Annotated in this window: 2 protein-coding genes (1 of these 2 cut by a window edge); both read right to left on the bottom strand. The window is 74.0% G+C overall.

What is annotated here, in order from left to right:
* Positions 1–14: 14 nt before the first annotated feature.
* Positions 15–13,574: an amino acid adenylation domain-containing protein gene (locus tag BMY61_RS44340; protein ID WP_052438535.1), complete on the bottom strand. Its 13,560-nt coding sequence runs from the start codon at positions 13,572–13,574 to the stop codon at positions 15–17.
* Positions 13,574–16,798 carry the end of a non-ribosomal peptide synthase/polyketide synthase gene (locus BMY61_RS27385; RefSeq protein ID WP_052438536.1) on the bottom strand. It continues 15,918 nt past the right edge of the window, so the window shows 3,225 of its 19,143 coding nt (coding positions 15,919–19,143); its start codon lies off the right edge, out of view; the stop codon is at positions 13,574–13,576. The genes BMY61_RS44340 and BMY61_RS27385 overlap by 1 nt, the downstream gene beginning before the upstream one ends.

The following is a 16,798-nucleotide window of genomic DNA, read 5'->3' as shown; positions in this document are numbered from 1 at the left end:
CCACTCGGTGGCTGTCAGTCGCGGCCCCTGTCGGCGAGGTGATCGCGCAGGGCCTGGGCGATCACGGGGACGGACTGCGGGTCCATCAGACCGTGGTGGGTGGCGTCGACGGGGATGTCGGTGATGGTGCCGTCCACGTGGGCCGACCAGGCCGAGGAGGAGGGCGTGCCCTCCGGACGCCGACGCAGGGCGGTGAAGAAGAGCACGTCGCCGGTGAAGCGGGCCGGCTCGAAGGTGCGCATCATCGCCACGTGGCGCTCCCAGGCCTCGCCCATGGCGAGGAGGTCCTGCGCCGAGAAGGAGTTGAAGGAGCTCTCGACCAGGGACTGGATGACCCCCTCGCGGGTGAGCGGAGCCCCGTCGGGGGTGCCGTCCGGTGTGGCGCCGGAGGCCTGGAACATCTGCAGGAAGACCGCGAGGGTCTCCTGCTCGTCGCGTTCGGTGCCCTTGACCGTGTAGTCGGCGTAGGGGTAGGCGTCGAGGACGGCGAGCAGGGAGACCTCCTCGCCCGCTGCCTCCAGTGCGGTGGCCATCGCCTGCACGACCAGGCCGCCGAAGGAGTGGCCGAGCAGGTGGTAGGGGCCGCGCGGCTGGACCTCGCGGATGTCGGCGACGTAGTCGGCCGCCATCTCCTCGACGGTGGCGGGCAGGCCGTCGGTGCGGGTGAGGCTGCGCGCCTGCAGGGCGTAGACGGGCCGGTCCGGGAGGTAGGGCAGGAACCGGCTGTAGCCGAGTCCGACACCGTAGCCGGCGTGGACGCAGAAGAGCGGCGGGAGGCCGCCGTCGCGGCGCAGGGGCATCAGCTCCGCGAACTTCTCCCCCAGCTCGGCGCCGGTCGCCAACCGCTCGGCGAGCGCCGCCACGCTGGGTGCCTCGAACACGTCACGCAGGGCGAGCTCCTCCCCGAGGCTCGCGCGGATGCGGCCGACCAGGCGGGTGGCCAGCAGGGAGTGGCCACCGAGCTCGAAGAAGCTGTCGTCCACGCCGACCCGGGGCAGGCCGAGCACCTCCGCGAACAGCGTCGCCAGCACCTCTTCCTGCGGGCTGCTCGGCTCACGGCCGGACCCGACGGGCGTCTCGGGGACGGGCAGCGCGCGACGGTCCAGCTTGCCGTTGCCGGTCAGCGGGAGCACGTCCAGCACCACGAGCGCGGAGGGGACCATGTACTCGGGCAGCCGCTCGGTGAGGTGTGCACGGAGCTCGACCGTGTCGAGTTCCCCCGCCGGGACGAGGTAGCCCACGAGGCGCTTGACCCCCGGGGTGTCCTCGCGGACGACGACCGCCGCCCGGCCGACGGCCGGGTGGGCGGCGAGGACGGCCTCGATCTCGCCCGGCTCGATCCGGAAGCCGCGCAGCTTGACCTGCGTGTCGGCGCGGCCCGCGTACTCCAGCAGGCCGTCGGTGGATCGGCGTGCCAGGTCGCCGGTGCGGTACATGCGCTCCCCCGCCAGCCCGTACGGGTCCGCGACGAACCGCTCGGCCGTCAGGCCCGGCCGCTGCGCGTAGCCGCGGGCGACGCCGGCGCCGGAGAGGTAGAGCTCGCCGACGCAGCCTGCGGGCACCGGGCGCAGGCCCGCGTCGAGGACGTAGGCGCGCATGTCGTCCAGGGGGCGGCCGATCGGCAGCGCGCCCGAGGGGGCGTCGGTGACGGCGTGGGTGGCCGCGAAGGTCGTGGTCTCGGTGGGGCCGTAGCCGTTGACGACCACGGTGCCGGGGCAGGCCGCCAGCACCTGGCCGACCGCGACGGGCGAGACGACGTCGCCGCCCGTCCAGACCTGCGCGACGCCGCGCAGGCAGCTCGGGTCCTCCTCGGCGACCAGGGAGAACAGTCCCGCCGTCAGCCACAGCGCGGTGACACCGTGCTCGGCCACCGTCCGCCGCAGCATGGATGCGGTCACCTCGCCCGCGGGGGCGACGACGACGCGGCCGCCGCGCAGCAGCGGCGCCCACAGCTCGAGCGTCGACGCGTCGAAGGAGTGCGGCGAGTGCACCAGCACGCGCGCGAACGCCTCGCCGGCGAAGCGGGCGTCGGTGGCGAGTGCCACGACGTCGCGGTGGGTGACGGCGACGCCCTTCGGGCGGCCGGTCGAGCCCGAGGTGTACATCACGTACGCCAACTGCCGCGGGTCGCAGATCGTTTCCGGCGCGTCCGGGCGCTGCTGCGCGCCGATCTCGACGACGGGGAGACCCAGCTGCCCGGCCTCGGTCCGCAGCGCCGCGTCGGTGACGACCAGCGCGGCGCCGGTCTCGGCGACGATCGCCTCGCGGTGCGCCAGCGGGTACCGGGCGTCCAGCGGGACGAAGCAGCCGCCCGCCTTCAGGATGCCGAGCAGGGCGACGACCAGCTCGGGCGAGCGCTCCATCAGCACGGCGACGGCGCGCTCGGCGCCCACGCCCTCGGCGCGGAGCTGCCAGGCCAGGGCGTTGGCCCGGGAGTCGAGCTCGGCGTAGGTCCAACTCACGCCGCTGTCGCCGACGAGGGCGACCGCGTCGGGCGTGCGAGCCGCCCGGGCGGCGAACAGCCCGGGGACGGTGCCGAGGAGGCGCTCGCGCGGGGTGTCGTCCCCGGACGACAGGGCCTGCCACGTCTCGGTCTCGTCGAGGACAGGGACGGTGGCGAGTGCCGTGCCGGGCTCGTTCTCCAGGGCGTCGACGAGCGCGTCGAGGGTCGTGTGGAGCAGTCGGCAGACACGTTCCGCGTCGATCGGGGCGAGGGCCTGGGCGGTGAGGCGGAAGCCGTCGCCGAGGTCGTCGACGGAGACGGTGAGCGGGTAGTTGGTGCGCTCCTGGCTCAGCAGCAGCTCGATGCCCTCGGGACCCGCCGGGCGGCCCGACTCCTCCGCGCCCGCGCTGTGACGGTAGTTCAGCAGCGAGGTGAAGAGCGGAGCGGTGCCGTCGATACCGCTCGCGCGCTGCGCGAGGGTGAGCGGGGCGTGCTCGTGCACGAGCAGGTCCGCGAGCTGGCCGCGCATCGCGGCGAGCGCGTCGGTGACGCTGACGCCCGTGGTGTGGGCCCGGACGGGCAGGGTGTTGATGAAGAGCCCCGGGACCCGGTCCGCGCCGTCCCCGCCGTTCATGCGGCCGAAGAGGACGGTACCGAAGACCACGTCCTCGCGGTGGGAGGTCGCGGCGGCCACGCGGGCCCAGGCGAGGTGGAACACCGTCGCGGGGCTGACGCCCAGGCGGCGGGACTGGCCGCGCAGGCGCCCGGCGAGCGGGTCGGCGAGGTGCAGGCGGGCCTCGGCGACCTCGGCCGCGTCGCCGCGCACGTCGAGCAGGCCGAACGGGGCGGTCGGCTCGGTGACCTCGCCGAGCAGGTCGGTGAAGAACCGCTCGTGCTCCTCGCGGGTGACCCGCAGGCGGGCCTGGGCGACGAAGTTGCGGAACGGGATCGGCGCCGGGAGGCTCGCGCCCTCCCCGGCCAGGACGGCCTGGATCTCGGCGAGCAGGACCTCCATGGCGGTGTGGTCGGTGGTCAGGTGGTGGCGCTGCAAGAGCATCAGCCAGCGGCCCGCGCCGGACGGGTCGGCGGCGATGTGGGCGCGCATGAGCGGCGCCGCGCCGAGGTCCATCGCGGCGGGGCAGGCGGCGTGCAGCTCGGCCACCGGGTCGTCGGCGCCGGTCAGTTCGAGGACCGTGACGGGGATCTCCGCCGCGCGGGCGACGACCTGCACGGGCTCGGCCAGGCCCTCCCACACCACGGCCGTGCGGAGCACGTCGTGGCGGTCGACGACCGTCTGCAGCGCGCCGAGGAAACCGTGCAGGCGGGTGAGGGAGTCGAACGCGAGCACCGTCGGGAGCACGTAGACATCGCGTCCGCCGGCGTTCATCAGGTGGTGGAAGAAGATCCCCTCCTGGAGCGGCGCCAGCGGGTAGACGTCGGCGATGTTGGCGGCGCCGCCGGGGAAGACGGAGACGATCCGGTCCAGCTCTGCCTGCGTCAGGGAGGCCAGCGGGAGCATCTGCGGGGTCAGCTCGGTGGCGTCGGCCGGGATCAGGTTCGGCGGCACCTCCACCTCGGCGACGGTCGCGGCACCCGCGAGCCCGGCCACGGTGGGGGTGGAGAACAGCGCCCGGACGTTGACCTGGACGCCGCGCGTGCGCAGCTTCTCCACGAGCGAGACGGCGAGCAGCGAGTGACCGCCCAGCTCGAAGAAGTCGTCGTCCACGCCGACGCGTTCGACGCCGAGGACCTGCGCGAAGACCTCGCAGATGACCTCCTCGCGGGCACCGGACGGTGCCCGGTACCCGGCGGCGGCGGTGAACTCCGGGGTGGGCAGCGCCCGGCGGTCCAGCTTGCCGTTGACGGTCAGCGGCAGCACGTCCAGCGGCACGACGGCGGCCGGGACCATGTAGTCCGGCAGCGACTCGGCCGCGTGGCGGCGCAGCTCGGCCGGGTCGACGGTGGCCGCGGCAGCGGCGGGGACCACGTAGGCGACCAGGCGCTTGTCGCCCGGCACGTCCTCGCGCACCAGGGCGGTGGCCTGGGCGACGGACGGGTGCGCGGCGAGCGCGTTCTCCACCTCGCCCAGCTCGATGCGGAAGCCGCGGATCTTGACCTGGTCGTCGGCGCGGCCGACGAACTCCAGCTCCCCGTGGCGGTTCCACAGCACGACGTCCCCGGTGCGGTACATGCGCTCGCCGGGCGTGGTGCCGTAGGGGTCGGCCACGAAGCGGTCCGCGGTCAGGGCCGGACGGCCGAGGTAGCCGCGGGCCAGCCCGGCGCCCGCGACGTAGAGCTCGCCGGCCGTCCCGGGCGGGCACAGCCGCAGCGACGGGTCGAGCACGTAGACACGCAGGTCCGGGATGGCGCGCCCGATGACGCTGCCGGTGGCGCCGCCGCCGACCAGCGCGGCGTCCAGTTCGGCGTAGCTGACGTGCACCGTGGTCTCGGTGATGCCGTACATGTTGACCAGCACCGGGGCGTCGTCGCGGTGGCGCGCGTACCAGGAGCGCAGGCGCGGCAGGTCCAGGGCCTCGCCGCCGAAGACGACGCCGCGCAGCTTCAGCCTCGCACCGAGCTCCGGGTCCTGCGCGTCGGCCTGCATCAGCTGGTAGAAGGCGGACGGCGTCTGGTTGAGGATCGTCACCTGCTCGCGGACCAGCAGCGCGAGGAAGTCGGCGGGCGAGCGGGAGACGTCGGACGGCACGACGACGAGCCGGCCGCCGACGAGCAGGGCGCCCCACAGCTCCCACACCGAGAAGTCGAAGGCGAAGGAGTGGAACCACGTCCACACGTCGTCGGCGGTGAAGCCGAACCAGTCGTCGGTGGCGCCGAAGAGGCGGGCGACGTTGCCGTGCGGGATCAGCACGCCCTTGGGGCGGCCGGTGGAGCCGGAGGTGTAGATGACGTAGGCGGGGTGCTCGGGGAGCAGCCGGCCGCGCCGCTCGTCCGCCGTCAGGTCGGTGTCGGGGACGGCCGCGAGGAGCTGCCGCGTGGCCGGGTCGTCCAGGACCAGGCGCTCCCCGGGCGTCTCGCCGCTGCCTGCGGTGGTGAGGGTCAGCAGCGGACGGGCGTCGTCGAGCATGTAGGCGATGCGGTCGGCCGGGTAGTCCGGGTCGATCGGCAGATAGGCACCACCGGCCTTGAGGACGGCGAGCAGCGCGACGACCAGCTCGGCCGAGCGCGGCATGGCGACGGCCACCAGCGTCTCGGGTCCGACGCCGCGGTCGACCAGCAGGCGGGCGAGGCGGTTGGCCTGGGCGTTCAGGTCGGCGTAGGTCAGCTCGGTACGGTCCTGGCCGGGCGCGCCGAAGGAGACGGCGACGTGGTCGGACGTGCGCGCGGCCTGCGCCTCGAAGAGCTCCGGGAGGGTCGCGACGGGCCGGTGGACGGGCTGCTTGGTCCACTCCGTCAGCATGCGCTGCCGCAGTGCGTCGTCCAGGACGTCGATGGCGTGCAGGGAGGTGTGCGGCGCGGTCTCCAGCGCGGTGACCAGGCCCTCGACGGCGGTGCCCAGCAGGGTGCAGACGAGTTCCGCGTCGATGGGCGCGACGGCGATGACGGAGAGGTTGAGCGCGTTGCCGTGGTCGTCGACGGAGACGGTGAGCGGGTAGTTGGTGCGGTCCTCGCCGTGTTCGAGGCCGATGCCGAGGTCGGTGGCGGGCTCCTCGCTGTGGCCGCGCCCGTGGCGGTAGTTGAGCAGGGCGGTGAACAGCGGGGCAGGGGCGGTGATGCCGCTGGCGCGCTGGGCGAGGGCCAGCGGGGCGTGCTCGTGGACGAGGAGGTCGGCGAGCTGGCCGCGCATCGCGCCGACCGCGTCGGCGACGGTGTGGGCGGCGGTGTCGAGGCGGACGGGGAGGGTGTTGATGAACAGGCCGGGCACGCGGTCGGCGCCGCTGCCGGCGTTCATCCGGCCGAAGAGCAGCGTGCCGAAGACGACGTCGTCACGGTTGGCCGTCGCCGCCACGACACGAGCGAAGGCCACGTGGAACAGCGTCGCCGGGCTCACCCCCAGCAGGCGCGCCTGATCCCGGACGCGGGCCGCGAGTTCAGGCGCGAGCGGCAGGCGGGCGCGGTCGACGGTGCTGCCGTCGCCGCGCACGTCCAGCAGCCCGAAGGGTGCGGACGGTTCGGCCACGTCGCCCAGCACGCCGGCGAAGTAACGCTCGTGCTCCTCACGGGAGATGCCGAGCCGGGCCTGGGCGACGAAGTCGCGGAACGGCAGCGGCGTGGGCAGGCTCTCCTGCTCCCCCGCCAGTACCGCCCGGATCTCGGACATCAGCACGTCGAGCGCAGTGTGGTCGTTGATCAGGTGGTGCCGCTGGAGCACCAGCAGCCAGCGCCCGCTGCCGGGTTCGGCGGCGACGAAGGCGCGCAGCAGCGGTGCGGCGCCGATGTCCATCCGGGCCGGGCAGGCGGCGTGGAGTTCGGCGACCGGGTCCAGCTCGCCGCTCAACTCGACGGTCTCGACGGGCAGCTGGGCCCGGCGGGCGACGACCTGCACCGGCTCGGGGAGACGCTGCCAGAAGAAGGCGGTGCGCAGGATGTCGTGACGGTCGATCACGAATCGCAGCGCATCGAGGAAGGCGTCGAGGCGCTCGCGCGAGTCGAAGGTGAGCAGCGACGGCAGGACGTAGGGGTCCTCGCCGTCGGTGGCGAGCAGGTGGTGGAAGAAGATGCCTTCCTGGAGCGGCGCGAGGGGGTAGACGTCGGCAATGTTCGCCGCGCCGCCGGGGAGAGCGGAGACGATGCGGTCGATCTCGGCCTCGGTGAGGGCGACGAGCGGCAGCATGTCCGGGGTGAGGTGCGTGGCGTCGGCCGGGATCAGGTTCGGCGGCACGACGACGCCGGTGGCCTGACCGGCGGCGGTCGCGGCGGCCAGGCGGGCCGGGGTCGGGGAGGTGAACAGGGTGCGCACGTCCACCGGCACGCCGCGGGCCCGGAGCTTCTCCACCAGTGAGACGGCGAGCAGGGAGTGGCCGCCGCGCTCGAAGAAGTCGTCGTCCAGACCGGCCCGTTCGACACCCAGCACCTGGGCGAAGACCTCGCAGACGACCTGCTCGCGCTCGGTGACGGGGGCACGGTAGGCGCTCGCGGTGGCGGTGCCGAAGTCCGGTGCGGGCAGCGCGCGACGGTCGAGTTTGCCGTTGACCGTCCGCGGCAGGACGTCCAGCGCCACAATGGCCGCGGGCACCATGAAGTCCGGCAGGACGGCGGCGAGATCGGCCCGCACGACGGCCGCGTCGAAGTCCGCCTCGGGGACCACGTATCCGATCAGCCGCTTGTCGCCGGGCACGTCCTCGCGGACGACCACGACTCCGTGCGCGACGGCCGGGTGAGCGGCCAACTGGGCTTCGATCTCGCCGAGTTCGATGCGGTAGCCGCGGATCTTGACCTGGTCGTCGGTGCGGCCCAGGTACTCGATGTTGCCGTCCGCGCGCCAGCGCGCCAGGTCGCCGGTGCGGTACATCCGCGCGCCGGACCCGACGAACGGGTTGGCGACGAACCGCTCGGAGGTCAGCGCCGGACGGCCGAGGTAGCCGCGCGCGAGCTGCGCGCCCGCGATGTAGAGCTCGCCCGCCACACCGGCGGGCACCGGGCGCAGCCCGGCATCCAGGATGTAGGCCTGGGTGTTCCACATCGGACGACCGATCGGCACCACCGCACCCAACTCGACGTCGTCGCCGACGAGATAGTCGGTGCAGCCGACCGTCGCCTCGGTCGGGCCGTAGTGGTTCACCACCGCCACGCCCGGGTGCGCCCTGCGCCACTGCTCCAACTGCGCACCCTGGATCGCCTCACCGCCGACCATCAACCGGCCCGACGGCGCGTGAGCGTCCGACATCGCGTCCAGGTACGCCAGACCGCTGGGCGTCACCTTGAGGAAGCCGGGCCGGGCGTCGGCCAGCGCGTCCGGCAAGTGCTCGTCCAGCGGCGCGACCTGCACGCGTCCGCCGGAGGCCAGCGCGCCGTAGAGGGCCGTGACACCGGCGTCGAAGGAGATCGAGAAGTGCATCAGGGTGCTCTCGCGCACCTCCGGATACGCCTCGACGACGCGCGCGAGGTAGTTGACCACGGCCGCGTGCGGCAGCACGACGCCCTTCGGGCGCCCGGTCGAGCCGGAGGTGTAGATCACGTACGCCGGGTGCTGCGGCTCGATCGCCACCCCCAGGTCCGTGTCCTCGAAACCGTCGGTGGACAGCTCGTCCAGCAGAAGAACCTCGACACCGGACGTGTCACCGGCCCGCTCCACGCACGCGCGGCTCGTCAGCAGCACCCGCGGCGCCGGGTCCGAAACCATGTACGCGATCCGGTCTACCGGGTACTCCGGGTCGATCGGCACATACGCCCCACCCGCCTTGAGCACCGCCAGCATGGCGACAAACACGTCCGCCGAACGCTCCAGGAGCAGCGCCACCGTCGTCTCCGCGCCCACGCCGCGCGCGGCGAGCCGCCGGGCGAGGCGGTTGGCCCGCGCGTTCATCTCGGCGTAGGTCAGCTCGGCGCTCTCGTCGACGAGCGCGACGGCGTCCGGCGTGCGGGAGACCTGGGCCTCGATCAGGCCCGTCAGCGTGGTGTCGGGGACGGCGTGGCCGGTGGCGTTCCACTCGGTCACGATGCGGTGCCGCTCCTCGGCGTCCAGCACCTCGACGTGGGCGACGGGGCGGCCCGGGTCGGCAAGGACGGTGCGCAGGACGGCGAGCAGGCGCTCGGCGAGCCGCTCGGCGGTGGCGGCGTCGAAGAGGTCGCGGGCGAAGGTGACGGTGCCGTACAGACCCGCCGGGGCGCCGTCGGCGGCGTGGCGCTCGCCGAGTGTGAAGGCGAGGTCATAGCGGGCGGCCAGGTCACCGGCGGGGACGTGGCGGACGTCGAGTCCGGACAGGTCCGGCGCGGCCTGCGCGTTGTTCTGCAGCGAGAGCAGGACCTGGAAGAGCGGGTGCCGGGCCATCGAGCGCGACGGCGCGAGCTCCTCGACAAGCCGCTCGAACGGCACGTCCTGGTGCGCATACGCGCCGAGGCTCCGCTCCTGCACGCGGGCGAGGAGCTCGGTGAAGGTCGGGTCGCCGGACAGGTCGGCGCGCAGCACGAGCGTGTTGACGAAGAAGCCGACCAGCTCGTCCAGCGCGTCGTCGGTGCGGCCCGCGATCGGCGTGCCGATCGGGATGTCCGTGCCGGCGCCCAGGCGGGACAGCAGCACCGCGAGCGCGGCCTGCAGCACCATGAACGGCGTCACGCCCTCCGCGCGCGCCAGCTCGAGCAAGCGTGCGTGCTCCTCGGCGGGGGCGGTGAAGGCGACGGTTCCGCCTTCGTGGCTCGCGACGGCCGGACGCGGCCGGTCGGCCGGCAGCGCCAGCTCCTCCGGCAGCTCGGCCAGGGCCTCGCGCCAGTAGCCCAACTGCTCGGCCAGCAGGCTGCCTTCGTCCTCAACGGAGCCCAGCAGCTCACGCTGCCACAGCGCGTAGTCCGCGTACTGCACCGGCAACGGCTCCCACACCGGCGCCTCGCCGCGCAGGCGGGCCGCGTAGGCGACGGAGACGTCGCGCGCCAGCGGCGCCATCGACCAGCCGTCACCGGCGATGTGGTGCACCACCACGACGAAGCTGTGCCGCTCGGTGTCCTGGGAGAACAGCCAGGCGTGGACGGGGGGTTCGGCCGCCAGGTCGAAGACGTGCCGGGCCGCGCGGGTGACGGCCTCGTCGTCGTGGGCGCCGACGGTCAGCAGCGGGCCCACTGCGTCGACGGGCAGGACGCGCTGGCACGGCTGTCCCTCGACGGTGGTGAAGACGGTGCGCAGTACCTCGTGCCGGGCGACGACGTCGCGCAGGGCAGCCTCCAGCGCGTCGGCCTGCACCGGACCGGTGAGGTCGAGGCTGAGCGGGATGTTGTAGGTGGCGCTCGGCCCCTCCAGCTCGCCGAGGAACCACAGGCGCTGCTGCGCGAACGAGACCGGCAGGTGCTCGGGCCGCTCGGCGGCGGTCAGCGCGGGGCGGCGGCGGTCGACGCCGTCCTGCTGCGTGACGAGGCGGGCGGCGAGCGCGGCGACGGTGGGCGCCTCGAAGAGCGCGCGGATCGGCAGCTCGACGCCGAGGGCGGTGCGGACGCGGCTGACGAGGCGGGTGGCGAGCAGCGAGTGGCCGCCGAGCTCGAAGAAGTCGTCGTCGGCGCCGACGGCCGGCAGGCCGAGGATCTCGGCGAAGAGGGCGGCGAGCGCCTGCTCCTGCGGGGTGCGCGGCTCGCGGCTCTCGGTGACGGCCAGGTCCGGGGCGGGCAGGGCGCGGCGGTCGAGCTTGCCGTTGACGGTCAGCGGCAGCGCGTCCAGCAGCACGAAGGCGGCCGGGACCATGTACTCGGGCAGCCGCTGCGCGAGGTGGGCGCGCAGCTCCTCGGCCGTCACCTCGGCTGCCGGGACGATGTAGCCGACCAGACGCTTGACGCCCGGGGCGTCCTCGCGGACCACGACGGCGGCCCGGCCGACGGCGGGGTGTGCGCCGAGCACGGCCTCGATCTCGCCCGGCTCGATGCGGAAGCCGCGCAGCTTGACCTGCTGGTCGGCACGGCCCGCGTACTCCAGCAGGCCGCTGCGGTTCCACCGGGCCAGGTCACCGGTGCGGTACATCCGCCCGCCGTCGACGCCGTGCGGGTCGGCGACGAACCGCTCCGCCGTCAGCGCCGGACGGTCGTAGTAGCCGCGCGACAGGCCGGCCCCCGCGAGGTAGAGCTCGCCGATGCAGCCCGCCGGGACGGGGCGCAGGCGCTCGTCCAGCACGTAGGCGCGCATGCCGTCGAGCGGGCGCCCGATCGGGAACGCACCCTGGGGGGCCTGCTCGACCGCGTGGGTGGCGGCGAAGGTCGTCGTCTCCGTCGGACCGTAGCCGTTGACGACCGTCAGGCCGGGGCAGGCGTCAAGGACGCGCGCGACCGCGACGGGCGAGACGACGTCGCCGCCGGTCCACACCTGCGCGACGCCGCGCAGGCTGCCCGGCTCCTCCTCGGCGACGACGGCGAACAGGCCCGCCGTCAGCCACAGCGCCGTCACGCCCTGCTCGGCCACGATGCGACCGAGCGCTGCCGCCGACAGCTCGCCGGCGGGCGCGACGACCACGCGGCCGCCGTTCAGCAGCGGCACCCACAGCTCGAACGTCGACGCGTCGAAGGAGTACGGCGAGTGCACGAGCACTCGCTCGAAACCCCCATCGCAGTAGCGGGAGTCCGAGGCCAGCGCGACCACGTCGCGCTGCGTGACGGCCACGCCCTTGGGGCGGCCGGTCGAGCCGGAGGTGTACATCACGTAGGCAAGCTGACTCGGGTCGCAGGCCACCTGGACGGGCTCGCCTCGGTCGTCGCCGACCAGGACGACGGTGCGGCCGAGCGCGTCGGCCTCGTCGCGCGAGGCGGCGTCGGTGAGGACGAGCTTCGCGCCCGTCTCGGCGACGATCGCCTCGCGGTGCGCGAGGGGGTAGCGGGAGTCCAGGGGCACGAAGAACCCGCCCGCCTTCGCCACGGCGAGCAGGGCGACGACGAGGTCGGCGGAGCGGTCCATCAGCACGGCGACGGCGCTCTCCGCGCGTACGCCCTCGGCGGCCAGGCGCCGGGCCAGGCCGTTGGCGCGCGCGTCCAGCTCGGCGTAGGTCAGCTCGACGCCGTCGGCCGCCGCGACGGCCACGGCCTGCGGGGTGCGGGCGGCCTGGGCGGCGAACCGCTGCGGCAGGGTCCCGGACGCCTCCGACTGGGTCCCGGCTGCCTCCGGCAGTGGCGCGGCGCCGGTGCTCCACTCGGCGAGGATCCGGTCGCGCTCGGGCGCGTCCAGGATCTCGACGCGGGAGACGGGCTGCCGGGGGTCGGCGACCACGGACTCCAGCACGCGGATGAAGCCGTCGCCGAGCTGCTGCGCCGTCGCGGCGTAGAACAGGTCGGCGGCGAAGGTGACGTTGCCCCACAGGCCTGCTGCGTCCGCCTGCTCGCCGAAGGTGAAGGCGAGGTCGAACTTGGCCGGGGCCTCGCCGCCCTCCAACGCCTGGGCCGTCAGGCCCGGCAGGTCCAGCTGCGGCTGGGCGTTGTTCTGGAGCGACAGCATGACCTGGAACAGCGGGTGCCGGGCCATCGACCGCGAGGGGGCCAGGTCCTCCACCAGCCGCTCGAACGGCACGTCCTGATGGGCGAAGGCGCCGAGCCCCGCCTCGCGGGAGCGGCGCAGCACCTCGGCGAAGGTCGGGTCGCCGGACAGGTCGGTGCGCAGCACGAGGGTGTTGACGAAGAAGCCGACGAGGTCGTTCAGGCCCTCGTCCATCCGGCCGGCGACGGCGGTGCCGACGGGGATGTCGGTGCCGGCGCCGAGACGCGACAGCAACACGGCCAGGGCGCTCTGGAGCACCATGAACAACGTGCCGCCCTGGGCACGGGCCAGGTCGGCGGCGCGCTGGTGCAGCTCGGCCGGGATCGCGAACTCGACCGTGCCGCCACGGTGCCCGACGACCGGCGGGCGCGGCCGGTCGTAGGGCAGGGCCAGCTCCTCGGGGAGGTCGGCCAGCGTCTCGCGCCAGTAGGCGAGCTGCTCGGTGAGCAGGCTCTCCGGGTCGTCCTCCTCGCCGAGCAGTTCGCGCTGCCACAGCGCGTAGTCGGCGTACTGGCCAGGCAGTTCGTCCCACTCGGGCTCGCCGCCCGCCAGGCGGGCGGCGTAGGCGGTGGAGACGTCGCGGGCGAGCGGTCCCATGGACCAGCCGTCACCGGCGATGTGGTGCACCACCAGCAGCAGCGCGTGGTCCGCGGGGCCCTGGCTGAACAGCCAGGCCCGCAGCGGCAGTTCGTCGGCGAGGTCGAAGGCGTGCGCGGAGGCGCGCGCGATCTCCTCGCGCAGGGCCGTCTCGTCGAGGGCGGCGGCGTCGACGACGGTCAGCAGCGAGCCGACGCTGTCGGCGGGCCGGATGTCCTGCCAGGGCTCGCCGTCGACGGCGGGGAAGACAGTGCGCAGCACCTCGTGCCGGCCGACGACGTCCACCAGGGCGGCGTCGAGCACCGCGGCGTCGAGCGGGCCGGTGAGCCGCAGGCCGAGAGGGATGTTGTAGGTGGCGTTCGGTCCTTCGAGCTGGCCGAGGAACCACAGCCGCTGCTGTGCGAAAGAAACCGGGATCATCAGGACTCCTTGTGCCCGCGCATCGGCCGGAACGCGGGCCGTGCCTTTTTCTTGGTGGTGGTGAGGCTCTCGATCCGCGCGGCGACACCCGCGACGGTCGGCGCCTCGAACAGCGCCTGGAGCGGCAGTTCGACGCCCAGGGCGGTGCGGATCCGGCTGACCAGCCGGGTGGCCAGCAGCGAGTGGCCGCCGAGTTCGAAGAAGTCGTCGTCCAGACCGACCCGTTCGACGTCGACGCCCAGCACCTGCGCGAACGCCTCGCACAGCTGCTCCTCGCGCGGCGTGGTCGGCGGGCGGTGAGCAACCGTTGAGCCGAGCTCGGGGGCGGGCAGGGCCTTGCGGTCGAGCTTGCTGTTCGCGGTCAGCGGCAGCGCGTCCAGCAGGATCGCCGCCGAGGGGACCATGTAGTCCGGCAGCGCGGCCGCCACATGGCGCCGCAGGTCCTCGCCCGTGACGGTGGCCGCGTCGGCCGGATCGGCGAGGACGGCGTAGGCGACCAGGCGCTTGTCGCCGGGCCGGTCCTCGCGGGCGATGACGGCCGCGTGGGCGAGCGCCGGGTGTGCGGCCAGGACCGCCTCGACCTCGCCGAGCTCGATGCGGAAGCCGCGGATCTTCACCTGGTCGTCGGCGCGGCCGACGAACTCCAACTGACCGTCCGGCGTCCAGCGCACCAGGTCGCCGGTGCGGTACATCCGCCCGCCATCGACGCCGTACGGGTCCGCCACGAAGCGCTCGGCGGACAGGGCGGGACGGCCGAGATAGCCGCGGGCCAGACCGGTCCCGGCCAAGTACAGCTCGCCGACGGTGCCGACGGGCACCGGACGCAGCGCGGCGTCCAGGACGTAGGCGCGGCTGTTGTCCATGGGCCGGCCGATGGGCAGCACCGGCGGGATCTGCCGGGTGTCCGTGACCGGGACCTGCGTGGTGCACAGGGTGGTCTCGGTGGGCCCGTAGGTGTTGCGGACCACGATGCCGGGGCAGGCCTCCAGGACGCGCCGCACGGCGCTCGCAGGGACGATGTCGCCGCCGGTGCCGACCTCGTGGATGCCCGCGAACGCGGTCGGGTCGTCCTCGGCCAGGACCCGGAAGAGCCCGGCGGTCAGGTGCAGGTGGGTGAGCTCGTGGCGCTGCTTGAGCGCCCGGATCGCCCCGGCGTCCATCCGGCCCTCGGGCGCGACGACGACCGTGCCACCCGAGGTCAGCGGCACCCACAGCTCGTAGGTGGACGCGTCGAAGGCGTGCGGGGCCTGGAACAGGGCCCGGTGCGGGCCGGTCTCGCTCCAGCAGCGGTCCGAGACAAGGTCGACCACGCCCCGGTGGGTGTTGGCGATGCCCTTGGGGACGCCGGTGGAGCCGGAGGTGTACATCACGTAGACGCGCTGGTCCGGCAGGTTGCGCCGGTCCAGGTTCGTGGCGTCGCCCGACTCGGTGCCGACCGTGGGCTCGACCACCAGGACGTCGGTGCCGGCCGCCTCGACAGCGCGCACGAAGGCGTGCTCGCGCGTCACCGTGTCGGCGAGCAGCAGCGCGCTGCCCGCGTCGGCGTGGATGACGGCCATGCGGGACTCGGGCGCCCGCGCGTCGATCGGCACGAACGCGCCGCCGGCCTTGAGGACGGCGAGCAGGGTGACCACCAGCTCGGCGGAGCGCCGCATCAGCACCGGCACCAGCGAGTCCGGCGTCACGCCGCGCTCGACGAGCAGGCGGGCGAGGCGGTTCGCCCGGCCGTTGAGCTCGGCGTAGCTGAGGGCCGTGTCGTCGGCCACCAGGGCGACGGCGTCGGGGGTGCGGGCCGCCTGGGCCTCGAAGAGGTCGGTGAGGCTGACGGCGGGGATGTCGGCCGCGGTGTCGTTCCAGGTGTGCAGGACCGTCCGGCGGCGGTCCTCGTCGAGGACGTCGACGGCGGTGAGCGGCGTCTCCGGGGCCGATTCGAGCGCGTCGACCAGCCCCGTCAGCGTGGTGAGCGCGAGCGCGCAGACCAGCTCGGGGTCGATCGGCGCGAGCGCCTGGACGGACAGCTGGAGGCGCGACCCGAAGTCGTCGATCGCGACGGTGAGCGGGTAGTTGGTGCGGTCCTCGCCGTGCTCGGCGTGCTCGACCCCGGCCAGGCCGGTGCCCTCTGCCTCGTCCGCCGACTGGCTGTGGCGGTAGTTGAGCAGGGCTGTGAACAGCGGCGCGGGGGCGGTGATGCCGCTGGCGCGCTGGGCCAGCGCGAGGGGCGCGTGCTCGTGGACGAGGAGGTCGGCGAGCTGGCCGCGCATCGCGCCGACCGCGTCGGCGACCGTGTGGGCGGCGGTGTCGAGACGGACGGGGAGGGTGTTGATGAACAGGCCGGGCACGCGGTCGGCGCCGCTGCCGGCGTTCATCCGGCCGAAGAGCAGCGTGCCGAAGACGACGTCGTCACGGTTGGCCGTCGCCGCCACGACACGGGCGAAGGCCACGTGGAACAGCGTCGCCGGACTCACCCCCAGCACGCGGGACAGCTCCCGTATGCGATCGGCCAGTTCGGGCGCGAGCACGTGCTCCGCCTCGCTGACCCGGGTTCCGTCGCCGCGCACGTCCAGCAGCCCGAACGGCGCGGAAGGTTCGGCGACGTCACCCAACTGGCCGGTGAAGAACTGCTCGTGCTCCTCGCGGGAGACGCCGAGCCGGGCCTGCGCGACGAACTCGCGGAACGGCAACGGCGCGGGCAGGCTCTCCTGCTCCCCCGCCAGCACGGCCCGGATCTCGCCGAGGAGGATGTCCAGTGCGGTGTGGTCGGTGACCAGGTGGTGGCGCTGGAGCGCCAGCAGCCAGCGTCCGCTGCCGGGTTCGGCGGCGACGAAGGCGCGCAGCAGCGGCGCCCGGGTCAGGTCCATCACGGGCAGGCAGGCCGCCTGCAGCTCGTCCATGGCCTGCTCGGCGGGACCGGACAAGGTGACGGTCTCGACCGGCAGTTGGGCGCGGCGGGCGACGACCTGCACCGGCTCGGGCAGGCCGTCCCAGAACACGCCGGTGCGCAGAATGTCGTGACGGTCGATCACCTGCTGGAGCGCGCCGAGGAAGTCGTCGAGGCGCTCGCGCGAGTCGAGGGTGAGCAGCGCCGGCACGACGTACATGTCGCGTCCGCCGTCCTCACCGGCGGCCATCAGGTGATGGAAGAAGATGCCTTCCTGGAGCGGCGCGAGGGGGTAGACGTCGGTAATGTTGGCCGCGCCGCCGGGGAAGGCGGAGACGAGACGGTC

The sequence above is a fragment of the Streptacidiphilus jiangxiensis genome, assembly GCF_900109465.1.
Classification (GTDB): Bacteria; Actinomycetota; Actinomycetes; order Streptomycetales; family Streptomycetaceae; genus Streptacidiphilus; species Streptacidiphilus jiangxiensis.
Note: the sequence above shows the minus strand (reverse complement) of the source record. Positions and strands in the feature narration are given on the sequence as shown.

Bases quoted from the DNA above. Each gene is read 5' to 3' on its own strand.
- BMY61_RS44340 (WP_052438535.1), bottom strand. From the start codon at position 13,574: ATGATCCCGGTTTCTTTCGCACAGCAGCGGCTGTGGTTCCTCGGCCAG.